General features: G+C 73.5%; 21 protein-coding genes. 12 read left to right on the top strand and 9 right to left on the bottom strand.

Going from position 1 to position 24,137, the window contains the following annotated elements; translation table 11 throughout:
- Window positions 1–43 precede the first annotated feature (43 nt).
- On the top strand, window positions 44–655 hold the full coding sequence (locus tag E4622_RS07595) for a hypothetical protein (RefSeq protein ID WP_134739549.1): 612 nt from the start codon (window positions 44–46) through the stop codon (window positions 653–655).
- 9 nt (window positions 656–664) lie between these two features.
- Here E4622_RS07595 and E4622_RS07590 read toward each other — a convergent pair whose 3' ends face one another.
- From E4622_RS07590 to E4622_RS07570, 5 genes are all read right to left on the bottom strand, one after another.
- Window positions 665–2,311: a phospho-sugar mutase gene (locus tag E4622_RS07590; protein ID WP_134739548.1), complete on the bottom strand. Its 1,647-nt coding sequence runs from the start codon at window positions 2,309–2,311 to the stop codon at window positions 665–667.
- Between the two features lie 282 nt (window positions 2,312–2,593).
- The gene (locus tag E4622_RS07585) at window positions 2,594–3,589 is read right to left on the bottom strand and encodes an aldo/keto reductase (protein WP_134739546.1); all 996 of its coding nucleotides are present in this window, start codon (window positions 3,587–3,589) and stop codon (window positions 2,594–2,596) included.
- An 8-nt stretch (window positions 3,590–3,597) separates the two neighbouring features.
- Window positions 3,598–3,996 (bottom strand): MerR family transcriptional regulator, encoded by a 399-nt coding sequence (locus tag E4622_RS07580; RefSeq protein WP_245155937.1) that lies wholly within the window; start codon window positions 3,994–3,996, stop codon window positions 3,598–3,600.
- 50 nt (window positions 3,997–4,046) lie between these two features.
- Entirely contained in the window at window positions 4,047–4,856 is an 810-nt protein-coding gene (locus E4622_RS07575) for an NAD(P)-dependent oxidoreductase (protein ID WP_134739542.1), read from the bottom strand.
- A gap of 30 nt (window positions 4,857–4,886) precedes the next feature.
- Window positions 4,887–5,549 carry a biliverdin-producing heme oxygenase gene (locus E4622_RS07570; protein WP_134739541.1) on the bottom strand — a complete coding sequence of 221 codons (663 nt, stop codon included), beginning with the start codon at window positions 5,547–5,549 and terminating at the stop codon, window positions 4,887–4,889.
- Between the two features lie 126 nt (window positions 5,550–5,675).
- On the opposite strand from E4622_RS07570, the gene E4622_RS23045 reads away from it, so the two are divergent.
- Genes E4622_RS23045 through E4622_RS07540 form a run of 6 tightly spaced genes read left to right on the top strand, consistent with a single transcriptional unit; the run spans window position 5,676 to window position 12,620 of the window.
- Window positions 5,676–6,815, top strand: a complete 1,140-nt coding sequence (locus tag E4622_RS23045; RefSeq protein ID WP_134739539.1) for an ABC transporter substrate-binding protein — start codon at window positions 5,676–5,678, stop codon at window positions 6,813–6,815.
- Entirely contained in the window at window positions 6,812–7,915 is a 1,104-nt protein-coding gene (locus tag E4622_RS07560) for an iron ABC transporter permease (protein ID WP_134739537.1), read from the top strand. Before E4622_RS23045 ends, E4622_RS07560 begins: the two co-directional genes overlap by 4 nt.
- Window positions 7,915–8,694, top strand: coding sequence for a heme ABC transporter ATP-binding protein (locus tag E4622_RS07555; RefSeq protein ID WP_245156010.1), 780 nt, complete (start codon window positions 7,915–7,917; stop codon window positions 8,692–8,694). Before E4622_RS07560 ends, E4622_RS07555 begins: the two co-directional genes overlap by 1 nt.
- Window positions 8,679–9,767 (top strand): hypothetical protein, encoded by a 1,089-nt coding sequence (locus E4622_RS07550; protein WP_134739533.1) that lies wholly within the window; start codon window positions 8,679–8,681, stop codon window positions 9,765–9,767. Before E4622_RS07555 ends, E4622_RS07550 begins: the two co-directional genes overlap by 16 nt.
- A complete protein-coding gene (locus tag E4622_RS07545; protein ID WP_134739531.1) occupies window positions 9,757–11,196 on the top strand; it encodes a hypothetical protein in 1,440 nt (479 codons plus the stop codon). Before E4622_RS07550 ends, E4622_RS07545 begins: the two co-directional genes overlap by 11 nt.
- Window positions 11,193–12,620, top strand: coding sequence for an HtaA domain-containing protein (locus tag E4622_RS07540; protein WP_134739529.1), 1,428 nt, complete (start codon window positions 11,193–11,195; stop codon window positions 12,618–12,620). The genes E4622_RS07545 and E4622_RS07540 overlap by 4 nt, the downstream gene beginning before the upstream one ends.
- On the opposite strand, the gene E4622_RS07535 is transcribed toward E4622_RS07540, so the two are convergent.
- From E4622_RS07535 to E4622_RS07525, 3 genes are read right to left on the bottom strand one after another with little or no spacing between them, the layout of a single operon-like run.
- Window positions 12,617–13,210, bottom strand: a complete 594-nt coding sequence (locus tag E4622_RS07535) for a TetR/AcrR family transcriptional regulator (protein ID WP_134739527.1) — start codon at window positions 13,208–13,210, stop codon at window positions 12,617–12,619. The two genes, E4622_RS07540 and E4622_RS07535, sit on opposite strands and share 4 nt — an antisense overlap.
- A 16-nt stretch (window positions 13,211–13,226) precedes the next feature.
- Window positions 13,227–14,048, bottom strand: a complete 822-nt coding sequence (locus E4622_RS07530) for a purine-nucleoside phosphorylase (RefSeq protein ID WP_134739525.1) — start codon at window positions 14,046–14,048, stop codon at window positions 13,227–13,229.
- 34 nt (window positions 14,049–14,082) lie between these two features.
- Window positions 14,083–14,535: a gamma-glutamylcyclotransferase gene (locus E4622_RS07525; protein ID WP_134739523.1), complete on the bottom strand. Its 453-nt coding sequence runs from the start codon at window positions 14,533–14,535 to the stop codon at window positions 14,083–14,085.
- 37 nt (window positions 14,536–14,572) lie between these two features.
- Here E4622_RS07525 and lpdA point away from each other — a divergent pair, with 37 nt between their 5' ends.
- The 5 genes from lpdA (at window position 14,573) to E4622_RS07500 (ending at window position 20,612) form a co-directional block, all read left to right on the top strand.
- The gene (gene lpdA / locus E4622_RS07520) at window positions 14,573–15,964 is read left to right on the top strand and encodes a dihydrolipoyl dehydrogenase (protein ID WP_134739521.1); all 1,392 of its coding nucleotides are present in this window, start codon (window positions 14,573–14,575) and stop codon (window positions 15,962–15,964) included.
- Between the two features lie 219 nt (window positions 15,965–16,183).
- Entirely contained in the window at window positions 16,184–17,566 is a 1,383-nt protein-coding gene (locus tag E4622_RS07515; protein WP_134739520.1) for an NAD(P)H-quinone dehydrogenase, read from the top strand.
- A gap of 38 nt (window positions 17,567–17,604) precedes the next feature.
- Window positions 17,605–18,792, top strand: a complete 1,188-nt coding sequence (locus tag E4622_RS07510; protein WP_134739518.1) for a SpoIID/LytB domain-containing protein — start codon at window positions 17,605–17,607, stop codon at window positions 18,790–18,792.
- A 120-nt stretch (window positions 18,793–18,912) separates the two neighbouring features.
- The gene (locus tag E4622_RS07505) at window positions 18,913–20,100 is read left to right on the top strand and encodes a SpoIID/LytB domain-containing protein (RefSeq protein ID WP_134739516.1); all 1,188 of its coding nucleotides are present in this window, start codon (window positions 18,913–18,915) and stop codon (window positions 20,098–20,100) included.
- A 47-nt stretch (window positions 20,101–20,147) separates the two neighbouring features.
- Window positions 20,148–20,612, top strand: a complete 465-nt coding sequence (locus E4622_RS07500) for an acyl-CoA thioesterase (protein ID WP_134739514.1) — start codon at window positions 20,148–20,150, stop codon at window positions 20,610–20,612.
- Between the two features lie 3 nt (window positions 20,613–20,615).
- On the opposite strand, the gene E4622_RS07495 is transcribed toward E4622_RS07500, so the two are convergent.
- On the bottom strand, window positions 20,616–24,002 hold the full coding sequence (locus E4622_RS07495; RefSeq protein ID WP_134739512.1) for a pyruvate carboxylase: 3,387 nt from the start codon (window positions 24,000–24,002) through the stop codon (window positions 20,616–20,618).
- Window positions 24,003–24,137: the final 135 nt, after the last annotated feature.

Below are 24,137 nucleotides of genomic sequence, written 5' to 3'. Positions count from 1 at the left end.
GGCGTCGAGCAGGGGGGCAACCGACGAGGACCCGAGGAGACACGTGAGCGAGGAGCGGCCGGAGCGGTTCGCACCCACCAGCGGACGCGTCATGGGCCTCGTCGGCCTGGCGCTGTTCCTGGGGGTCGTCGGCATCGGGCTGTTCGACCGCGACGCCGGGATCGCCGACTGGGTCGTCGTCCTGTGCGCGCTCCTCGCCCTCCTCGTCTGGGCCTCCATGCTGCGCCCGCGGGTCTCGCTCGTGGGCGACGAGCTCGAGCTGCGCAACATGCTGGAGACGGTCCGGATCCCGCTGGCGGCCGTCGAGGAGCTCGCGGTCCGCCAGCTGCTCGCCGTACGCGCGGGGGAGCGGCGCTACGTCTCCCCGGCGCTGGGCAAGTCCCGACGCGCGCTGCGCCGGCCGGCCGGCGGCGGCGGAGCCCGTGCCGGACGCACGCGCACCTCGCCGGACCGGATCCTCGACGTCGACTACGCCGACTTCGTGGAGAACCGGATCCGTCAGCGGATGGAGGACGAGCGCGCGGGGCGCGGCATCCGTCCGGGGTCGGCGGAGCAGGCAGCCCTCGCCTCCGAGGTACGGCGGACGCCCGCCTGGCTCGAGGTGGCCGGGGTGGTCGTGCTCGTTCTGGCCCTCGTGGTGACCCTGGTCGTCTGACCGAGCGGCTCAGATCCCGGCCGCGGCCCGGATGTCGGTGCCGAGCGCGTCCAGGCGTCCGGCGGCGGAGATCCGCGCGGCCTCCACGCCGTCGGCGGGGTCCACCGGCACGACGACCTCGAGGTAGCACTTGATCTTGGGCTCGGTCCCGCTCGGGCGGACGATCACGCGCGCGCCTTCCGCCAGGGTGTAGCGCAGCCCCTCGGTCGGCGGCAGTGCGGGCGAGCCCAGCGACAGGTCGTCGACGCCGAGGACGGCGAGCCCGCCGAGCGTCGCGGGCGGGGTGGAGCGCAGCCGGGTCATCGCCGCGCCGATCTCGGCCACGTCCTCGACGCGCGCGGAGACCTGGTCGGTGGCGTGCAGCCCGTGCTCGCGGGCGAGGTCGTCGAGCAGGTCGGTCAGCGACCGCCCGGCGGCCTTGGCGCCGGCCGCGATCTCGCACAGGAGCAGCAGCGCGGAGACGCCGTCCTTGTCGCGGACGTGCTCGGGGTCGACGCAGTAGCCCAGCGCCTCCTCGTAGCCGAACGCCAGGCCGTCCACGCGGCCGATCCACTTGAAGCCGGTGAGCGTCTCGACGTAGGGCTGGCCCGCGGCGATGGCCATCTTGCCCAGCAGCGAGGAGGACACGATCGAGGTGGCGTAGGTGCCCTGCTTGCCCGAGGACAGCAGGTGGTGGGCGAGCAGCGCGCCGACCTCGTCGCCGCGCAGCATGCGCCACCCGTGCAGGCCGGGCACGGCCGCGGCGCAGCGGTCGGCGTCCGGGTCGTTGGCCACGACCAGGTCGGCGCCCGTGTGGACGGCCAGCTCCATCGCCAGGTCCATCGCACCCGGCTCCTCCGGGTTGGGGAACGCGACCGTCGGGAAGTCCGCGTCGGGCTCCTCCTGCTGGGCGACGATGCTGGGCTGCGCGAAGCCGGCCGTCTCCAGCACCTGCACGACCGAGGTGCCGCCGACGCCGTGCAGGGGCGTGTAGACGAGGTCGAGGTCGCGCGGCCCGTCGGCGGCGAGGCCGGCGACGGTGTCGAGGTAGCGGTCCACCACGTCCTCGGTGAGCACCTTGCCCGCGCGCCCGCGCGGGATGTCCGCGACCGCGCCGACGGCGGCGATGTGACCGGCGATCGCGCTGTCGGCCGGCGGCACGATCTGCGAGCCGTCGCCGAGGTAGACCTTGTAGCCGTTGTCCTGCGGCGGGTTGTGGCTCGCGGTGACCATCACCCCGGCCACGCAGCCCAGCTCGCGGATCGCAAAGGCCAGGATGGGGGTGGGCAGCGGCCGGGGCAGCAGCCAGGCGGTCATGCCGGCGCCGTTCATCACCTCGGCGGTGTCGCGCGCGAACACGTCGGAGTTGTGGCGCGCGTCGTAGCCGATCACGACCGGGCCCACGGTCCCCTGCTCGCGGAGGTACGCCGCCAGGCCGGCCGCGGCGCGGAGCACGACGACCCGGTTCATCCGGTTGGGGCCGGCGCCGAGCGCACCGCGCAGCCCCGCCGTCCCGAACTCCAGCGTCCCGTCGAACCGGTCGGCCAGGTCGGTGGGGTCCCCGCCCGCCGCCACCTCGTCGACCACCCGCGCGAGCTCGGCGCGGGTCACGTCGTCGGGGTCCTCGGCGGCCCAGGCGCGCGCACGGTCGAGGAGCTGGGAGAGGTCGGACGTCATGACGGCACCGTAGCGTCCGTCCCGTGAGTCACCTGCCCCCGCCGCGGGACCACTGTCGGTGGTCGAGCAGCGAGGAGCCCCGGCGACGAGCGCACGTCGAGACCCCCGCACTCTGAAGGTCTCCTGGGGCACGGTGGGAGTGCCGCGCGCTCAGCCGTCGCGTCCACCTGGCTCAGCGTCGGCAGCTGGTCGCCTTGTCGGCCCGGTCGAGCGTGGCTGGGTACGTCCGCGGCTCGAGCTGCCGACGCGGGTGACCGCTCCTGAGCGCGCCGGGCGCGGGGCTCAGGCGTCGATGTGGCTCATGTCGCCGTAGCGATCTCCGGCGACCGCGCCGCGCGGCACGGCGGCCTCCAGGGCGGCGAGGTCCTCGGGGCTCAGCTCGACGTCCGCGGCGGCGACGTTCTCCTCGAGGTAGCGCACGCGCTTGGTCCCGGGGATCGGCACCACGTCCTCGCCCTGGGCGAGCACCCACGCGAGGGCCAGCTGGCCCGGGGTGCAGCCCTGGGCTGCGGCGAGCTCCTGGACCCGGGCGACCAGGGCCAGGTTGGTCTCGAGCGCCTCGCCCTGGAAGCGCGGGAAGTAGCCGGAGCGGCGTGAGTCGCCCTCCTCGAGCGTGCTGGGCGAGGTGATCGCGCCGGTCAGCAGCCCGCGGCCGAGCGGGGAGTAGGGCACCAGGCCGATGCCGAGCTCGCGGACCGTCGGCAGCACCTCGTCCTCGAGGTCACGGGTGAACAGGGAGTACTCGCTCTGCAGCGCGGTGATCGGGTGCACGGCGTGCGCCCGTCGGATGGTGTCGGCCGAGGCCTCCGAGAGGCCCAGGTGGCGGACCTTGCCGGCCTCGACGAGCTCCTTCATGGCGCCGACGGTCTCCTCGATCGGGACGGTGCGGTCGACGCGGTGCTGGTAGTAGAGGTCGATGTGGTCGACACCGAGGCGCTGCAGGGAGGCGTCGCACGCGCTGCGGACGTACTCCGGGCTGCCGTCGATGCCGAGGCGGGCGCCGTCCTCGCCGCGCACGTTGCCGAACTTGGTGGCCAGCTGGACCTCGTCGCGCCGGTCGGCGATCGCCTTCCCCACGAGCTGCTCGTTGACGAAGGGGCCGTACATGTCGGCGGTGTCCAGGAAGGTCACGCCCAGGTCGAGGGCCCGGTGGATGGTCGCGATGCCGTCGGACTCCTGACCCGTGCCGTAGAACTCCGACATCCCCATGCAGCCGAGGCCGAGGGTGGAGACGTCGAGGGCGGAGGTGGTCCCGAGGGTGCGTCGTCGGATGCTCATGGCCCCACTCAACGCCCTGGAGTGCGCTCCAGGTCAAGTCGCTGCTCGACCGCGTCGGTGTAGATGCCGATCTTGCGGTCGATCGCGCCGAGGTGCTCCTGCACCTCGGCCAGCTGCTGGAGCACGGTCTGGCGGTGGCCGCGGAGCAGCTCGAGGCGCTCGGCCTCGTTGCCCTCGCCGCGGCGCACCAGGTCGGCGTAGCGGCGTACGTCGCGGATCGGCATGCCGGTCGCGCGCAGCCGGGTCACCATCTCGATCCAGCGCAGGTCGCGGTCGACGTAGCGACGGTGACCGGTCGCGGAGCGGCCGACCGGCTGGAGCATCAGGCCGTCGCGCTCGTAGTAGCGCAGCGTGTCGGCGGTCAGCCCGGTGTGGACGGCGGCCTGCGCGATGGTCAGGCCAGGCATGGGCGGCATGCTCTCAGCATGGACCTTGGAGTGCGCTCCAGGTCAAGGGGTCACGGGTCGAGGCGGTCGAGCGCCGGCCGGTGGAAGCCCTCGCCGGCGAACGGCCCACCGACGACCGCGACCTCCGCGGCGTCGTCCGGCCCGGCCGCCACGGCGGCGGCGAACTCCTCCGCGTCGTCGAGCGGCTCGTAGCCGAGGTCGCGCCCGGGCTGGAGGTCCCACCAGGCGCGGGTGTTGGCGGAGATGCCGTGGACCACGGCGAAGCCGGGCGCCGGCGCGGTGAGACAGGCGTCGACCATCCGGACGCAGTCGTCCGGCGAGAGCCAGGTGGCCAGCTCGCGCACCGACTCGGGGCGGGGGCCGAACGAGCCGATGCGGCACGAGACGGCGTCCAGGTCGTAGCGGTCGACGTAGAGCGACAGCAGCGCCTCGGCGGCCACCTTGGCCACCCCGTAGAACGTGTCGGGCCGGGGACGTGCCTCGACCCCCAGCACCTCGGCCCCGAGGCGGGGGGTCCGGCCCACGGCGTGGTTGGACCCGGCGTAGACCACGCGGCGTACGTCGTGGGCGACGGCGGCGTCGAGCAGCGCGGCGGTCGTGACCACGTGCGAGGTCAGCGAGTCGGGCAGCGAGGCCTCGTCGGGCAGCCCGGCCGCGTGGACCACGGCGTCGAGCGGCTGCTCCTCGAAGACCGCGTGCACGGCGTCCGGGTCGGCGCAGTCGGCCACGTGCCAGCGCACGTCGATGGCGTCGGGACGGGGGACCCGGTCCAGGCCGACGACCTCGTGGCCGCGGTCGGCCAGGCCGAGCGTCAGCACCTGCCCGATGGAGCCGGCCGCGCCGGTCAGCAGGACCCTCACGGGCGGAGGATCGAGGTCGGTGACCTCAGGTCAGCGGCGGTACCCATCGATGTTCTGTCCCAACTCGGTGAAGAGGGCCTGGTTGAGCCGGAAGGCTACCTTCACCTCGTCGACGACCCGGGCGACGTCCTGCGGGGAGAGCTCGAGCGCGTCGAGCCGCGCCCGGTAGGCGTCCTTGTAGGGCTTGGGCTTGGGGATCTCGGGGAACGCGTAGAACGACGTGCCGGCACCGTCGAGCTCGAAGGTGCGGTCCAGGATCCGGCCGATCGCCTGGCCGCCCGACAGGTCGCCGAGGTAGCGCGTGTAGTGGTGGGCGACCAGGAGCCCGCCCCACTCGCCGGCCGCCTCGAGGCGCTGGCGGTAGGTCGCCGCGGCGGGGGAGTCCACCTCGCGGCCGGGCGTCCCGTGAGGCGCCCAGTGCTCGAGGTCGGCGTCGATCGCGGCCAGCCGCTCCAGGGCCGTGTCGTGGACCGCGGCCACGGCCGGGTCGTCGAGGTGGTCGCGGACGGTCGCCTCCATGGCGGCGTAGACGACGCGCAGGCGCAGCAGGTAGTCGGCGTAGCCGGTCTCGTTGACGCGGCCGGCGAGGAGCTCGGACATGAAGACCGAGTGCTCGGCCTCCTGGTGCTCCAGCTGGGAGCCCTCGCGCATGGCGGCCGAGAGGTTCTGGGCCAGCGGTTCGGCGATCGTCATGGGGGTCTCCTGGTGCGGGAAGCAGGGGGAAAGATTCTGACACAGTGTCAGGACGTTATAGACAACTTGTCAACAAACGTCTGGACATGAGGAAAGGCTGGCCTAAGTAATGCTACCCTAACTTTCATGAAGACCAGGGGGGCCACGCGCCCGTTCCGGCGTGCCCTCGCGACCACGGGCGCGGCCGTGCTGCTCGTCCTCGTCGCCGGCTGCGGCCTGTCCGCGCCCTCGGACGCGGGCTCCGACCGCGCCGCAGCGAAGGGCTGCTCGGGCGACGACGCCGCTCCCGCGCTCGCCGACGTGGACGCGCTGCCCGACGCCCGCGACTGGAACGGTCCGGCCACCGCCGTCGTCGGTGCGTGCGAGGTGCGCCCGGTCGACACGGGCACGCAGTCACTGCCGGCGACCGTGACCGACGCCCAGGGCACGAAGGTCACCGTGACCGACACCAGCCGGATCCTCGCCCTCGACGTCTACGGCACGCTCTCGCGCACGGTCTTCGAGCTCGGGCTCGGCGACTCGGTGGTGGGCCGCGACATCTCCACGCAGTTCCCCCAGGCCGCGAATCTGCCGCTGGTCACCCAGAACGGCCACGACCTCGCGGCCGAGGCGATCCTGGACCTGGACCCCACCGTCATCCTGACCGACACCTCGCTCGGCCCGTGGGACGTGGTCCTGCAGATGCGCGAGGCCGGGATCCCCGTCGTCGTGACCGACTCCGAGCGCAGCCTCGACAACATCGACGACATCACCCGCGAGGTCGCGGCCGCCCTCGGTGTGCCGGCCGCCGGCAAGGCCCTGGCGCAGCGCACGGCGGCCGAGGTCGACGAGGTGCGGGCGAGGATCGCCGACGTCGCGCCGACGGATGTCCAGGACCAGCTGCGCACGGTCTTCCTGTACGTCCGCGGCCAGTCGGGCGTCTACTACATGTTCGGCGAGGACTCCGGCGCCGACTCCCTGATCGAGGCGGTGGGCGCCTACGACGTCGCCGACGAGATCGGCTGGAACGGCATGAAGCCGGTCACCGACGAGGGGATCGTCTCGGCGCAGCCCGACGTCGTGCTGATGATGACCGGGGGCCTGGAGTCGGTCGGCGGGGTCGACGGGCTCCTGGAGCGCCTGCCCGCCCTGGCCCAGACCCCCGCGGGGGAGCACCGCCGGTTCGTGGACATGGAGGACTCCGAGGTCCTGGGCTTCGGACCCGAGTCGGCGCGCGTGCTCAACGCGCTCGCCGTGGCGCTCTACGCCCCGGACGCGGTCTCGTGACCCTGCTCGCGCGCCCGGCCGCCGCCGCCCCGGCCGGCGACCGTCGCGACCGTGGCGTCCTGCGCGGCCTCGGCGGTCGCCTCGGGCTGCTCGGCGGGCTCGGTGTGGCTCTCGTCGTGGTGCTCGTGCTCGGCGCGGGTCACGGCCAGCTCTCGATCCCGCCCGCCGAGGTCCTGGGCTCGTTCTTCCACCGGGTCGGGCTCGACCTGGGTCCGATGCCCACCCACCCCCGCGGCGACGACACCCTGTGGACGGTGCGCTTCCCTCGCGTCGTGCTCGCCGCCCTCGTGGGCGCCGCCCTGGCCACCGCGGGCGCCCTGATGCAGGGCGTCTTCGGCAACCCGCTGGCCGAGCCGGGGGTCGTCGGGGTCTCCTCCGGCGCCGCCGTGGCGGCGGCGGCGGTCATCGTGTTCGACCTGACCTTCGCCGGCACCTGGACGATCGCGATCGCGGCGTTCGCCGGGGGACTGCTGACCACCCTGCTCGTCTACGTCATGTCCCGTGACGGCGGGCGCACCGAGGTCGTCACCCTGGTCCTCACCGGCATCGCGCTCAACGCCATGACGAGCGCCGGGCTGGCCTTCCTCCTCTTCCTCGCCGACCAGCAGGCCCGCGAGGAGATCGTGTTCTGGACCCTGGGCAGCCTCAACGGCTCGCGCTGGCAGTACGTCGGTGTCGTCGCCCCCCTCGTCGGCGCCGGACTCGTGGCGGCGCTGGTGCTCTCGCGCCGGCTCGACCTGCTCGCGCTCGGCGACCGGGCCGCCCGCCACGTCGGCGTCGACGTCGAGCGGCTGCGGCTGACCACGATCGTCGTGGTGGCCGTGCTGACCGCCGCGGCGGTGTCCTTCTGCGGGATCATCGCGTTCGTCGGGCTCGTCGTCCCCCACCTGGTCCGGCTGCTGTCGGGACCGGGCCACCGGATGCTGGTGCCGGCCAGCGCCCTCGGTGGCGCGGTGCTGCTGGTCGCGGCCGACCTCTGGGCGCGCACCGCCATCTCCCACGCCGACCTGCCCATCGGCATGCTCACGTCCCTGGTGGGCGGCCCGTTCTTCTTCTGGCTGCTGCGCCGGGCGCGCCGTACCGCGGGAGGCTGGGCATGATGCTCGCGGCCCACGGGGTGGGCGTGACGCTCGGCGGGGCGCGGATCCTGGACGGCGTCGACCTCGCGGTCGAGGCGGGGGAGATGGTGGCCCTCGTGGGGCCCAACGGCGCCGGCAAGTCGACGCTGCTCGCGGCCCTGGCCGGCGACCTCGTCCCGGACGACGGCGTCGTGACCCTCGACGGGCGCCCCCTGGCCGCGCAGGCCGCCCGCGACCTGGCGAGGCGGCGCGCGGTGCTCCTGCAGCACCAGAGCCTGGCCTTCGGCTTCCACGTCATCGACGTGGTGCGCATGGGCCGCTCGCCGTGGCGGCGCACCGACCGGGAGGACGACGACGACCTCGTGGTCGAGCGCTCCCTCGAGCGAGCCGACGTCACCGAGCTGGCGCACCGCCTCTTCCCCACGCTGTCCGGGGGCGAGCAGGCCCGCTCCTCCTTCGCCCGGGTGCTCGCCCAGGAGACGCCGGTGCTGCTGCTGGACGAGCCCACCGCCTCGCTCGACATCCGGCACCAGGAGGCCCTGCTCACGATCGCCCGCGACGCCGCGCGCGCCGGGGTCGCGGTCGTCGTCGTGCTCCACGACCTCTCGCTCGCCGCCGCCTACGCCGACCGCGTCTGCGTCCTGGCCCACGGCCGGGTCCGCGCCGACGGCCCGCCCACCGAGGTGCTGACCGGCCCCCTGCTGACCGAGGTCTACGACCACCCCGTGCAGGTCATCGACCACGAGGGCTCGCTCGTCGTGGTCCCCGTCCGCAAGGAGGCGCCGTGCGTGCCCGCCTGATGCCCGCCCTCTCCGTGCTCGGCGCGGTCGTCGCGGTGCTGCTCGTCGCGCCGGCCCCCGCGCAGGCCGACGGCCGGGTCACCGTGGCCAACGAGTCCGGCGACGCGCGCATCGACCCGACCTACGCCACCACGCTCACCGTGCGCGGCAGCGGCTTCCAGTCGGTCCGCGGCGGGCACGGCGGCATCTACGTCTTCTTCGGCACCGTCAAGCCCGGCTGGCGGCCCAGCCAGGGCGGGGCCACCGGCGCCGACTACTTCTACGTGCCCGACAGCGAGTCCCGCGCCAACCAGGGCTTCCAGCGGTTCGTGGCCTTCCCGGGCTCCGACACGGCCTCGTCCGCCAACGGCGGCACGATGTCGGCGGGCGGTGGGTGGTCGACGTCCGTGGTCGTCCCCGGGGCGGTGTTCGAGGCCCAGGACCGCTCCGGCGGGTCGCGCACCGTCGACTGCCGCACGGTCACCTGCGGCGTCATCACCGTGGGTGCCCACGGTGTCGTCAACGCCCGCAACGAGACGTTCACCCCGGTGTCCGTCGGGGACCTGTACGCCGACCAGCCGGGCGACTCGCCGTCCGCGACGCCCTCGGCGGACGCCCCGTCCGCACCCGGCGCCAGCGCACCGGGCGCCCCGGCGCCCGCCCCCACCACGACCGGCACGGCCCCTCGCGGGCCCCCGGCCCTCGAGGTCGACCGCACGGCCGCGCAGGCCGGGCACGTCCTCGCCTTCACCGCCACCGGCCTGCCGGCCGGCTCGCAGGTCTCCGCCGTCCTCGACGACGGCGTCGCCGGGGCCGGGCCCTTCCTCGTCGGCGTCGACGGCGCGGTCGGTGGGGTGGTGACGCTCCCGCAGGACATCGAGGTCGGGACCCACGAGCTGCGCCTCTTCGGGGTCGAGGAGCCGCCCTCCGTGCGCTTCGCCGTCGCGGCGGACGAGCAGCCCACCCCGGTCGCCAGCGGGTCCGCGACCGAGGACCGACTCGGGGTCCTGGTGCTCGCCGGCTCCGCGCTCGTGCTCCTCGTCGTCGTGGCCCGCCTGCTCCTCCTGCGCCGGGGGGCCCGCCGTGCTGCCTGAGCGGGTGCGCGCCGGCCTGGCCGCGAGCCTGGCCGCCGCGGCCCTGGCCGCGACGGTGGTGGGAGCCGGGCTGCTCGCCCTGGCGCCGGCCGGCGCCCAGGAGGGCGTCGCCGCGGCCGAGCCGACCGCCACCTCCACCGAGCCCTCGGACCCGCCGACCGGGACCCCCACCGGTGACCCGACCGGTACGCCCAGCACGACGCCCAGCACGACTCCCAGCACGACTCCCAGCACGACTCCGACCCCGACGACCACCCCGACCCCGACGCCGACCGACGCCGTCGAGGTCGACGACGCGGTGCTGGCCTGGGGCGTCAACGACGAATCGAGCAACCGGGCCTACGCGCCCGACACCTTCAACTTCTTCTCCGCGGGACGCGTGCCGAACCCGGGGCGCGGTGGCCGCACCCTCCGCCCGGCCGACTGGGCCCAGCGGCGCGGCGACGTCGCCGTCGAGAAGTGGGACGGCACCCGCTGGCGCCCCGCGACCTGGGCCGGCCTCGGCACCGACGCGGCCGGGCGACCGCTGGGGTCGCCGACGTCGGGGACCTTCAGCGGCCACCGCGTCAAGCTCGCCGGCGGCACGGGAGTCGTCGACCGCGACGCCGGCACCGCCCGGATCGCCTGGGACGGCGACGTCACGGTCCTCTACTACTCCGGCATGTCCTTCTTCTACCTCACCGACCCGGTGCTCGAGGTCGCCGACGGCCGAGGTCGCCTGACGGCCACGCTCAGCGGCTACGCCTCCTCGCTGGAGGACCAGACCACGTGGGAGGCCGTCGCCCCCACCCAGGTGACGGTGGCCGACCTGCCCTCGGTCGACCTCGGCGGCGAGCGCGGCCTCGTGGCCACCCCCGCCTACCTCGGCGTGACGGTGACCGGGGTCCCGCAGCAGAGCGACGGACCCGCCGCCGGCGCCTTCCCGCAGAGCTACGTCGACTTCATGGACCGCCTCGGCACCGCCGCCTTCTGGTACTCCAGCGGCGCCGCGACCGACCCGTTCAAGGTGCCGCTGCCGATGTCCGTGAGCTACGACGCCTCGCGCACGGTGCCCGACCCGACGCCGACGACGGCGCCCACGCAGGCCCCCGTCGACCCGCCGAGCGTCAAGACCCCGCCGGCGCCGCCCGCGGCCACACCCGTGCCCCCGGGGCCGCCCCCCGTGCCGTCGTACGCCGGTCCGGTCGCCGCCCCGCCCGCCGCGGCCGTCCCCGCGGCAGCCACCGCGGCCCTCGCCGGCCGCCCCCCGACCCAGGTCCGGCTCACCGCCGCGCCTGTCGCTGACCCCGCGGCCCACCGGCCGTGGCTCTGGTGGACCGGCGGTGGGCTGCTCCTCGCAGCCGCGCTCGTCCTCCTCGTCCCTGCAGCACCCGCACGTCCCGCAGCACCCACGGGCGCACCCGCGTCCCCGAGAAAGGACCACCCATGAACCACCCCAAGCGCGGCCTCGCGGCCGTCGCCGCCCTGTCGCTGAGCGCGGCGGGTCTCGCGACCGTCGCGGTCGCCCCGACGGCGCAGGCCGCCCCGGCCGCGCCCGCCTCCGGCGTGCTCACCTGGGAGATCTCGCAGCAGTTCGACGACCACCTCTCCACCCACGTCCTCGGCGGCGGCGCCACCGAGACCGAGGACGGTGTCATCACCTTCCCCGGCGGCGAGGGCACCTACGACCCCGAGACCTACGTCACCAGCGTCGCCTACGACGGCTCGGTCTCCGGCTCGTTCGCCATGGCGGGCACGACGTACTACACGGTGACCGTCGCCGACCCGATCGTGACGATCGGCGCGGACGGCGAAGGGCAGATCAGCGCGGTCGTGTCCGCGTCCAACGCCGCCGCCATGGGCAGCCCGGCCGCGGAGACGCAGCCGGCCCGCGTGGTCGTCACGACGTTCGAGAACGAGGCCGGCTCGTGGACCCAGGGCGACGCCGGCCTGGACTCCGTGACCGACGTCCCCGACTGGGCCGGGGTGCTGCCGGCCGACAGCCAGCAGGCGACCGACCTCGGCATCGGCGCCGGCAAGCCCGTGGACGGCAAGGCGTTCAACCCGGCCTTCCTCGCGAACCTCACCTCCGGAGTGCGCGCCCACTTCTACGCCAGCGGCAGCGGCTCCGACCCCAAGAAGGCGCCCGCGGCCTTCACCGCGCAGGTCGCGCCCGAAGTCCTGACGCCGACCGTGCAGGTCGCGACGACGTCCGCGTCGTACTCCGACGGCCTCACCCTCCAGGTGAGCGGCACCGACTTCACCGGCGTCACCAACCCCGGTGACAACGGCGTCTACGCCGGCCTGGCCGTCTCGGGGGAGATGCCCGACACCTCCTCGCAGGAGAGCATGGACCTCTTCGCCGCGGCCGCCTGGGTCCCGGCGAGCGCCATCAGCGACGGGTCGTTCGCGACCACGCTCACCGCGCCCACCGCCAAGCTGGACCGGACGAAGAGCTACTCGGTCTACACCTGGCAGGCGCACTCCCACTCCAACACCTCGCAGGACACCGAGACGCCGGTGACGATCGACTGGAGCAAGCTGGCCGCCCCCGTCGTCACCCCGCCGGCGAAGGCGAAGTCCGCCCTGGCGTCGTCGTGGGTCAAGAAGCCGACCACGAAGAAGGCCGGCAGGCTGACGGTGACGGTCCGCGGCGCGGCCGCGAAGCCGACCGGTCGCGTGACCGTGCAGCTCGTCAAGGCCGGCAAGGTCAAGCGCACCCTCGGCAAGGCGCTGGCCGGCGGCCGGGCGACGTTCGCCCTGCCCCGCCTGGCGGCCGGCGCCTGGAAGGTCCGGATCCGCTACGTCGGCTCGCCGGCCTACCTGGGCAGCGCGAAGACGCTGCCGCTGAAGGTGCGCAAGGCCGGCCGCTAGCCCCCAGCAGGAACCGCAGGACCCGAGCCCGCGGCGCCGACCGCGCCGAGCACGAACGACTCGATCGTGCTCGGCGGGAGGTGCCGCGGGCTCAGGCACGCGTGGACGAGGGACATCGTGGCCGCGGTGTCCTCGAACGCGAACGCACCGGCCGCCCGACCGCTCTCGAGGATGTCGCGCAGCACGTCCTCCACCGCGACGACGTGCTCGCGGATGGCCAGGCGCGAGTCGGGTGACAGCACGCCGTACAGCGACGGGCCCAGGCCCATGTGGAAGCGCTCCCCGGCGTCCAGGTGGTGGCGCACGTAGATGCGAAGCCGCTCGGCGGGGTCGTCCGTGGCACCCAGCGTGTCGCGCAGCTCCTCGACGTAGCGCGCGGTCTCGTGGCTCGCGAAGGCGACGACCACGGACTCCTTGTCGTGGAAGTGGTGGTAGATCGTCGTGCGCCCGAGCTCGGCGCGCTCGGCGATCTGGGCCATCGACACCGCGTCGAAGCTGCGCTCGCTCATCAGCGCCGCGAACGCGTCGAAGACGCGGCGCTGCAGCTGTTCGCGATGCTCCGCGAGGGAGTCGCCGGTGATCCGGGGCACAGCCGAAGGCTAGCCCTCAGATCGTGGGGACGATGCGACCGAGGAGCTCGCCCATGCGCGACGCGGCCGCGCGGCCGGCTTCCAGGACCTCCTCGTGGTTGAGGGGCTCGCCGGTGATGCCGGCGGCCAGGTTGGTCACCAGGCTGATCCCGAGCACCTCCATGCCGGCCTCCCGGGCGGCGATCGCCTCGAGGGTGGTGCTCATGCCGACCAGCTCGCCGCCGATCGCCCGGACCATGCCGATCTCGGCGGGCGTCTCGTAGTGCGGGCCGGGGAACTGCACGTAGACGGCCTCGTCGAGGCTCGCGTCGACCTCGCGGCACAGCGCACGCAGGCGGGAGGAGTAGAGGTCGGTGAGGTCCACGAACCGGGCCCCCACGATGGGGGAGCGGCCGGTGAGGTTGATGTGGTCGCTGATCAGCACCGGGGTGCCGGGCGTCCAGGTCTCGCGCAGGCCGCCGCAGCCGTTGGTGAGCACGATCGTGCGGCAGCCCGCGGCCGCCGCGGTGCGCACGCCGTGCACGACCGCGGCGACGCCCTTGCCCTCGTAGTAGTGGGTGCGGCTCAGGAAGACCAGCAGGTTGCGCTCGCCGGCGCGGATCGAGCGGATCTTGCCCGAGTGGCCGGCCACCGCGGCGGCGGAGAAGCCCGGCAGGTCGGTCGTGTCGATCTCGGCCGTCGCCTCGCCGAGCGCGTCGACCGCGGGCAGCCAGCCGGAGCCGAGCACGAGCGCCACGTCGTGGGAGGCCACGCCCGTCAGCTCGGCGAGCCGCGCGGCGGCCTCCTGCGCGAGGTCGTACGGCGAGTGGTCGGGGCTGTCCGGCGTCGTCGGGATCACGGCAGCACTCTAGGTCGTGCCGGGACCGGTGCGGTCAGCTGCCGTTGGTGCGGCAGGGGCGACGGCGCAGGGCCGCGACGTAGTCGTCGGGGGCGCTGGCGGCCTCCGCCGCCTCGGCGAGCATCCCGAGGTAGGACGCCGAGGGCAGGCCGCCCTCGTAGGCGTCCAGGACGTAGGTCCACACCACCAGCTCGCCGGTCAGGGTCGACACGCGCACCTTGGTCTTGCGGTAGAGGCCGGAGTCGGCCGCCTCCCAGCCGTCCAGGTCGGCCTCGTCGGCCTCGGTGATGTCGTAGACGGCGACGAAGACCTGCTCGAAGGGGTCCTGGACGATCGTCGACAGCGAGCCGTCCCAGCCGTGGTCCTCGCCGCCGAACGTCAGCCGCCAGCCCTCCAGCCACCCCGTGGTGTGCAGCGGGGAGTGGGGGCAGCGCTCGCTCATGCGGGCGGGGTCGAGGTTCGTCCCGTAGGCGGCGTACAGGGTCACGGCTGAAGGCTATCGGGCGCCGCACTAGGCTGGGAGCGTGACTCACTTCGACGTTCTCGTCCTCGGCGCGGGCCCCGGTGGCTACGTCGCCGCCATCCGCGCGGCCCAGCTCGGCAAGTCCGTGGCGGTCATCGAGGAGAAGTACTGGGGAGGGGTGTGCCTCAACGTGGGCTGCATCCCCTCCAAGGCGCTCCTCAAGAACGCCGAGCTCGCCCACGTGCTCACGCACGAGAAGGACAAGTTCGGCATCGAGGGCGACGCCACGATGTCCTACGGGCCGACCCACAAGCGGTCGCGCCAGGTGAGCGCCGGCATCGTCAAGGGCGTCCACTTCCTCATGAAGAAGAACAAGATCACCGAGATCGACGGCTGGGGCACCCTCACCGGCCCGAAGGCGGTCGACGTCAAGGGCAAGGACGGCGAGGTCACGTCCTACACCTGCGACGACCTGATCATCGCGACCGGCGCCAAGACCCGGCTGATCCCCGGCACCTCGCTGAGCGAGCGCGTCGTGACCTACGAGGAGCAGATCCTCGACTCCGAGCTGCCCGGCTCGATCATCATCGCCGGCTCCGGCGCCATCGGCGTCGAGTTCGCCTACGTGCTGAAGAACTTCGGCGTGGACGTCACGATCGTGGAGTTCCTCGACCGCATGGTCCCGACCGAGGACGCCGACGTGTCCAAGGAGCTGGCCAAGCACTACAAGAAGCTCGGCGTGAAGGTGCTGCTCGGCACCAAGGTCGAGGGCATCGACGACTCCGGCGACAAGGTCAAGGTCACCGTCTCCAAGGGCGGCAGCACCGAGGTGCTCGAGGCCGACAAGGTCATGCAGGCGATCGGCTTCCAGCCGCGCGTCGAGGGCTACGGCCTCGAGGCCGCCGGCGTCGAGCTGACCGAGCGCGGCGCGATCGCCGTCGACGCCCGCGGCCGCACCAACGTCGACGGCGTCTACGCCATCGGTGACGTCACCGGCAAGATGATGCTGGCCCACGCCGCGGAGGCCATGGGCATCGTCGCCGCCGAGACGATCTCCGGCGCGGAGACGCAGGAGATCAACTTCGACATGATCCCGCGGGCGACGTACTGCCAGCCCCAGATCGGCTCGTTCGGCTACTCGGAGGAGCAGGCCAAGGAGAAGGGATACGACGTCAAGACCGCGACGTTCCCGTTCTCGGCCAACGGTAAGGCCCAGGGCCTGGGCGACACGGCCGGCTTCGTCAAGATCGTGGCCGACGCCGAGCACAACGAGATCATCGGCGGGCACCTGATCGGCCCCGACGTGACCGAGCTGCTGCCGGTGCTCACGCTGGCGCAGACCTGGGACCTCACCGCCGACGAGGTCGCCCGCAACATCTTCGCCCACCCGACGCTCGGCGAGTCCGTCAAGGAAGCCATCCACGGCATCGCCGGCCACATGATCAACTTCTAGCCGGCTCTCCGACGCGACGGAGTCGCTTCGGAGAGAGCCCCGGCAGGGTCGAGCAGCCGCGCGACTGAGGAACGAAGTCGCGACCGGCTGTCGAGACCAGGCGAGTCGAGGCGAGGGAGTTCAGGCGAGTCGGGACGAGGGAGTTCAGGCGAGTCGAGGCGAGGGAGTCCGACCCCGTAAGACGAGAGGAAGCCAGATGAGCGACCGAGAGGAAGCCCTGTGACCGACAAGGTCGTCATCATCGGAGGCGGACCCGGCGGCTACGAGTCGGCGCTGGTTGCGGCGCAGCTCGGCGCGGAGGTGACGGTCGTCGACACCGACGGCATCGGCGGCTCGGCGGTGCTCACCGACTGCGTGCCCAGCAAGACCCTGATCGCGACCGCCGAGCTGATGACCGACGTCGCCGGCGCGGCCGAGCTCGGCGTGAACTTCCACGACCACGAGGGCGACCTCGCGACCGCGGTGTCGGTCGACCTGGGTCGGGTCAACAAGCGCGTGATGCAGCTCGCGGCGGACCAGTCCGCCGACATCGCCCGTCGCCTGGCCAAGGAGGACGTGCGCGTCGTCCAGGGCCGCGGGCGCCTCGACGGCCCGGGCCGGGTCAGCGTCGACGGCGGGGACACGCTGGAGGCCGACGCGATCCTCATCGCCACCGGTGCGGCCCCGCGCACGCTGCCCAGCGCCCAGCCGGACGGCGAGCGGATCCTCACCTGGGAGCAGGTCTACGACCTCACCGAGGTGCCGACGGAGCTGATCGTCGTCGGCTCCGGCGTCACCGGCGCGGAGTTCGCGAGCGCCTACCTCGCCCTCGGGATCCCCGTGACCTTGGTGTCCTCGCGCGACCGGGTGCTCCCGGGCGAGGACGCCGACGCCTCGCTGGTGCTGGAGGAGGTCTCCCAGCGCCGCGGCATGCGGCTGCTCTCGGAGTCGCGCATGGAGTCGGTGACCCGCGACGGCGAGGTCGTCACCGTCACGCTCACCGACGGCCGCAGCATCCAGGGCTCCCACTGCATCCTGGCCCTCGGCTCGGTCCCCAACACCGCGGACCTCGGGCTGGAGGAGGCGGGCGTCGTGCTCAAGGAGGGCGGCTTCGTCAACGTCGACCGGGTCTCGCGCACCTCGGCCCGGGGGGTCTACGCCGCCGGCGACTGCACCGGTGTCCTGATGCTCGCCTCGGTGGCGGCGATGCAGGGCCGGATCGCCATGTGGCACTTCCTCGGCGACAAGGTCAGCCCCCTCGACCTCAAGAAGGTCTCCTCCAACGTCTTCACGGCCCCCGAGATCGCCACCGTCGGCTGGAGCCAGAAGGCCGTCGACGCCGGCGAGATCACCGCCGAGGTCGTCATGCTGCCGCTGTCGGGCAACGCCCGCGCCAAGATGCAGGGCGTGCACGACGGCTTCGTCAAGCTCTTCTGCCGTCCCGGCACGGGCATCATCGTCGGTGGGGTGGTCGTCGGGCCGCGCGCCAGCGAGCTGATCCACCCGGTGTCGATCGCCGTCGCCGAGTCGCTGACGGCCGACCAGGTGGCCCAGGCGTTCACGGTCTACCCGTCGATGAGCGGCTCCGTGGCCGAGGCCGCACGCCGGCTGCACCACATCTGAGCGGTCCTGCCCGCGCCGCTCGCGTGTACCGTGACCCGGTGCTGTCTCGGACCTCGTTTCTCGCTGCCCTCGCCCTGGTGCTGTCGACCCTGATGCCGTCGGGGTCCGCGTCGGCCGCGACCTGGCAGGTGCCCGACGGTGCCTCGGTCGCGATCGTCGGCCACGGCTTCGGCCACGGCCACGGCCTCTCCCAGTACGGCGCCCAGCGGGCGGCGACCAAGGGGCTGGGCTACCGGGCGATCGCGCGCTTCTACTACCCCGGCACCCGCTGGGGGAGGTCCGGCGGCGCCGTGCGCGTGCTGATCAGCGCCGACACCAGCCGCGACGTGGTCGTGGCGGCCCGCAGCGGGCTCGTCGTCCGGCCGGTCAAGGCGGGGCGTGCGACCCGGCTCGCCCAGGCGCGACCGCGCGCCAAGCGCTGGCGCATCGTCCCCGTCGCGGGCGGGCGCAGCGCCGTGGACTACCAGACCTCAGGGCGCTGGCGCCGGCTGCGCACCGTGCGCGGCGACGCGGAGTTCTTGGCCGGGGGCAAGCCCGTCCGGCTGGTCTTCGCCGGCGGTGGCCGCTCCTACCGCGGCGTGCTGCGCTCGGCCTCCACGGGCCGCGGGCTGGACCGCGACACCGTCAACGTGCTGCCGCTCGACTCCTACCTCAAGGGCGTGGTGCCCCGCGAGGTGCCGTCCTACTGGCACCCGCAGGCGCTGCGCGCCCAGGCGGTCGCCGCCCGCACCTACGCCGCCTACGAGCGCAAGCACGCGCGGCACGGGCACTACCAGCTCTGCGACACCGACCAGTGCCAGGTCTACGGCGGCGCCACCGACGAGCAGCGGTCCACCTCGAAAGCCATCGACGCCACGCGCCGCCAGGTGCTGACCCAGGGCGGCAGCCCGATCTTCTCGCAGTTCTCCGCGAGCAGCGGCGGCTGGACCTCGCGGGGCTCGTTCGCCTACCTGCCGGCCAAGAAGGACCCCTACGACGCCTTCGCCGGCAACGACTACCACGATTGGACCGTCCGGGTGACCGACGCCAGGATCGAGCAGACCTGGCCCGCCGTGGGCGACCTGACCTCGGTCGAGACCTCCGACCGCGACGGCAACGGCGACTGGGGCGGTCGGGTCGGCACGGTCACGCTGCGCGGCAGCGGGGGCACCGTCGTGGTCACCGGCGACGACTTCCGGTTCCTGCTGGGGCTCTACTCCACCTGGTTCACCCTGCGCGTCTCCTGAACTACCGATCTGTAGTTCGCGTCAGGCGATTGCGGGCCCTTGGGACGCGTGGTGCCATGTGGGGTCACACGCGTTCACTCGCGTGATCTCGAGCCACGCCCGTCACGTCCGGAGTCCTGCATGCGCACCCGTCCCACCGTCCTCGCGGCCGGCCTCCTCACGCTCGCGCTGGTCGTCGCGTCCGCGCCCGCAGCCGTGGCCGCCGACTCGTGGCGCGTGCCGAGCAAGGCCTGGCTGACGCTGACGGGTCACGGCTACGGGCACGGCCACGGCATGTCCCAGTACGGCGCCGAGGGCGCGGCCCGCCAGGGCCTCACGCACCGGCGGATCCTGGGGTTCTACTACCCGGGCACCCAGTGGGGCACGGCCGCCGGTCCGGTGAGCGTCGTGATCGGCTCCGACACCACCGACGACCTGGGGGTCGTGAGCCGGCGCGGCCTGCGGCTGCGCGACACCGGGGGAGGGGCGGCGGTCGAGCTGCCGGCCAACGGCGCGACGCGCTGGCGGGTGGTCGTCACCGCCACCGGGCGCAACCGCGTGCAGTTCCGGACCGACCGGTGGCGGCGCTGGGCCGACCTGCGCGGGGAGGGCGAGCTCTCGGCGGGCGGCCGGCCGATCACCCTGGTCACCCCGACCGGCCTGAGGTCCTACCGCGGGCGGTTGCGCGCGACCGCGGTCGCGCGCGGCTCGAGGGGCCGCGACACGGTCAACACGCTCAGCCTCGAGGCCTACGTGCGCGGGGTCGTCCCGCTGGAGATCCCGGCCTCGTGGAGCACCGAGGCCGTGCGGGCCCAGGCGGTGGCCGCCCGCACCTATGCGACGTACGAGCGGGCGCACCGGGCCGGCGGCCGCCTGTGCGACTCCACCTCCTGCCAGGTCTACGGCGGTCACGGTGCGGAGCACCCGGCGGCGAACGCCGCGGTCGAGGCGACCGCCGGCCAGGTGCTGACCCATCGCGGGGCGCCGGCGTTCACGCAGTTCGCCTCGAGCAGCGGCGGCTGGACCTCCGCTGGCTCCGTGCCCTACCTCGCCGCCGTCGAGGACCCCTACGACGACTGGGCGGGCAACCCCGTCCACGACTGGAGCCTGCGCCTCGCCGACACCGCCGTCGAGCGCGCCTGGCCGGCGATCGGCGACCTCACCGGCGTCGCCGTGACCCGCCGCGACGGCAACGGCGAGTGGGGCGGGCGCATCCGCTCGCTCACGCTCACCGGCAGCAGGGGCAAGGTCGTCGTCTCCGGCGACACCTTCCGCTCCGTCCTCGGTCTGCGCTCGACCTGGCTGACCTTCCGCGTCGCCGCCCGATAGCCGAGGCGTCCGCGCCGCCCGGAGGGGCGGCTGCGAGGATGCGGCCCATGGCTGAGGTGTTCGACTGCGAGATCCAGGCGCGCTACCGCGACGTCAACCTCGGCGGTCACGTCGACAACGTCGAGGCGATCCGGCTGATCGACGAGGCGCGGATCCAGTTCCTGCGCTTCGCGCCGCTGGGCGGCGCGCCGGAGGCGGCCCCCGGGCTGCTCGCCGACGTCCCGGGCGGCGTCGTGGAGCTGGTCGGCTCCCAGCGCGTCGACTACCACGCCGAGATGCGGTTCGCACCGTTCCAGCCGTTCCTCGTGCGGATCTGGGTGAGCCGGGTCGGCGGCTCGTCGTTCAGCGTCGCCACCGAGGTCCGCGTCGAGCCCGGCCACGAGCCGGCGCTGGTGGCCGAGACCGCGCTGGTCCTGTGGGACCACGGCGCCCAGTCGTCGTGGGCGCTGTCGGACGACGTACGCCGCAGCCTCGAGCGCTACCGCGGCGAGCCGGTCGTCCTGCGGGGCTGAGGGCTACCCCAGCACCAGCACCAGGTCGCCGCCCTCGACGGACTGCGTGCCGCTCAGCGCCACGCGCTGCACGGTGCCGTCCACGGGCGCGGTGATCGAGGCCTCCATCTTCATGGCCTCGATGGTCGCGACGGTGTCTCCGGCCGAGACCGTGGCGCCCTCCTCGACCACGATCGTGACGGCGCCCTGGAACGGCGCCGCGACGTGACCCGGCTTGGAGGTGTCGGCCTTCTCGGCCGCGGACACCTGGGAGGCGACGGAGCTGTCGCGGATGCTGATCGGGCGCATCTGGCCGTTGATCGTGGCCATGACGCTGCGGTAGCCGCGCTCGTCGGGCTCGCCGATCGCCTGCAGCCCCAGCAGGAGGGTGACGCCCTCCTCGAGCTCGACCTCGTGCTCCTCGCCGCGCCGCAGGCCGTAGAGGTAGTCGAGCGTGGGCAGGACCGACACGTCGCCGTAGGTCTGGCGGCCCTCGGCGAAGGTCTTCGTCGGACCCGGGAAGAGCAGCTCGTTGAGCGTCTGGCGACGCGTCGGCTGGGCGCCGGCGAGTCCGGCCGCCTGCTCGTCGGTGAGCTCCTCCGAGGGTGGCGTGTAGGAGCGGCCCGCCAGGGCCTTGGTGCGGAACGGCTCGGGCCAGCCGCCCGGAGGGTCGCCCAGCTCGCCGTTGAGGAAGCCGATGACCGAGTCGGGGATGTCGAACCTCCCCGGGTCGTCGGCGAACTCCGCCGGGTCGGCCCCGAGCCCCACGAGGGCGAGGGCCAGGTCGCCGACCACCTTGGAGGACGGCGTCACCTTGACGACGTTGCCGAGGATGTCGTTGGCGGCGGCGTACATGTCCTCGACCTGCTCGAACTTCTCGCCCAGGCCGAGCGCGATCGCCTGCTGGCGCAGGTTGGAGAGCTGCCCGCCGGGGATCTCGTGGCGGTAGACGCGACCCGTCGGCGCCGGCAGGCCGGACTCGAACGGCGCGTAGACGCGGCGCGTGGCCTCCCAGTAGGGCTCCAGCGCGTTGACCGCGGCCAGCGACAGCCCGGTCTCGCGGGCGGAGTAGTCGGTGGCCGAGACCAGCGCCGACAGCGGCGGCTGCGACGTGGTGCCGGCCATCGAGGCGCTGGCGGCGTCGACGGCGTCGACCCCGGCGTCGATCGCGGCCAGCAGCGTGCCGAGCTGGCCGCCCGGGGTGTCGTGGGTGTGCAGGTGCACCGGCAGGTCGAACTCGCGCCGCAGTGCCGTGACGAGCGTGCGTGCGGCCGGGGCCCGCAGCAGGCCGGCCATGTCCTTGATCGCGAGCACGTGGGCGCCGGCGTCGACGATGCGCCCGGCGAGCTCGAGGTAGTAGTCGAGCGTGTAGAGCTTCTCGCCCGGGTCGGAGAGGTCGCCGGTGTAGCAGAGCGCGACCTCGGCGACCGTCGTGTTCGTGGCGCGGACGGCCTCGATCGCCGGTCGCATCTGCTCGACGTCGTTGAGCGCGTCGAAGATGCGGAACACGTCGATGCCGGTGGCCGCGGCCTCCTGGACGAACGCGTCGGTCACGGCGGTGGGGTAGGGCGTGTAGCCGACCGTGTTGCGACCGCGCAGCAGCATCTGCAGGCAGATGTTGGGGATCGACTGGCGCAGCTTGTCGAGGCGCTCCCACGGGTCCTCGGACAGGAAGCGCAGCGCGACGTCGTACGTCGCACCGCCCCAGGCCTCCACGGACCACAGCTGGGGGGTCGTGCGGGCGACGTGCCCGGCGACGGCGGTCAGGTCGCGGGTGCGCACCCGGGTCGCCAGCAGCGACTGGTGGGCGTCGCGGAACGTCGTGTCGGTGACCGCCACGGTGCTCTGCTCGCGCAGCTGGCGGGCGAACGCCTCCGGACCCAGCGCCAGCAGCTGCTGGCGGGTGCCGTCGGGGGCGGGCACCTCGAGGTTGACGTCGGGCAGCTTGCTGGCCGGGTCGAGCGTCACGGGCGCCGGCCCGTGCGGCTGGTTGACCGTGACGTCCGCGAGGTAGGTCAGCAGCTTGGTGCCCCGGTCGCCGCTGGCGCGCGCCTGGAGCAGCTGCGGGTGGGTCTCGATGAACGAGGTGGTGATGTGGCCGCCGGCGAAGTCGGGGTCGTTGAGCACGGCCTGCAGGAACGCGATGTTGGTGGAGACGCCCCGGATGCGGAACTCCGCCACCGCGCGACGGGCCTTCTGCACCGCGATGTCGAAGGTGCGGCCGCGGCAGGTGAGCTTGGCCAGCATCGAGTCGAAGTGCGCGGAGACCTCGGCGCCGGTGTACGTCGTACCGCCGTCCAGACGGACGCCGCCGCCGCCGGGGGAGCGGTAGGTCGTGATGACCCCGGTGTCGGGGCGGAAGTTGTTGGCGGGGTCCTCGGTGGTGATGCGGCACTGCAGGGCGGCGCCGCGCAGCTTGATGCTGTCCTGGGACAGCCCGAGGTCGGCGAGGGTCTCCCCGGAGGCGATGCGCAGCTGCGACTGGACCAGGTCGACGTCCGTGACCTCCTCGGTCACGGTGTGCTCGACCTGGATGCGCGGGTTCATCTCGATGAAGACGTAGTTGCCGTGGGGGTCCAGCAGGAACTCCACGGTGCCGGCGTTGCGGTAGCCGATCTCGGTGGCGAACCGCACCGCGTCGGCGCACATGCGCTCGCGGATCGCGGGGTCCAGGTTGGGCGCCGGCGCGATCTCGATGACCTTCTGGTGACGACGCTGCACCGAGCAGTCGCGCTCGAAGAGGTGGATCACGTTGCCCTCGCCGTCGGCGAGGATCTGGACCTCGATGTGGCGCGGCTCCACGACCGCCTGCTCGATGAAGACGGTGGGGTCGCCGAACGCGCCCTCGCCCTCGCGCATGCAGGTCTCGACGGCCTCGCGCAGGTCCTGGGGGTCGTCGACGCGGCGCATCCCGCGCCCGCCACCGCCGGCGACGGCCTTGACGAACAGCGGGTAGGGCATGTCCTTGGCGGACTCGACCAGCGCGTCCACGTCGGTCGACGGCTCGACGCTCGCCAGCGTCGGTACGCCGGCGGCCTTGGCCGCCGCGATCGCGCGCGCCTTGTTGCCGGTCAGCGTCAGCACGTCCGAGGTGGGACCGATGAACGTGATGCCGGCGTTGGCGCAGGCCTCGGCCAGCGCGGGGTTCTCCGAGAGGAACCCGTAGCCGGGGTAGACCGCGTCCGCCCCGGACTTCACCGCGACCGCCACGATGGCCTCGGGGTCCAGGTAGGCCTTCACCGGGTGCCCGCGCTCCCCGATCTCGTAGGCCTCGTCGGCCTTCAGCCGGTGCTCGGACCAGCGGTCCTCGTGCGGGAACACGGCGACCGTGCGAGCCCCGAGCTCGTAGGCCGCCCGGAAGGCACGGATGGCGATCTCGCCGCGGTTGGCGACCAGGACCTTGGAGAACATGGGCTTCACCCTATGAGGACTCGCGCCTCCATGGTGTGCGGCACGTCACCCATGGACACCACCCCCGGTGGTTTCGAGACGGTTGCCAGCGGAACCTCCTCAACCGACGGAGGTCTCGGTGGTTGAGGAGGGACG

The organism is Nocardioides sp. 503 (assembly GCF_004522095.1).
GTDB lineage: Bacteria > Actinomycetota > Actinomycetes > Propionibacteriales > Nocardioidaceae > Nocardioides.
This window is presented reverse-complemented; position numbering and strand designations above follow the sequence as displayed.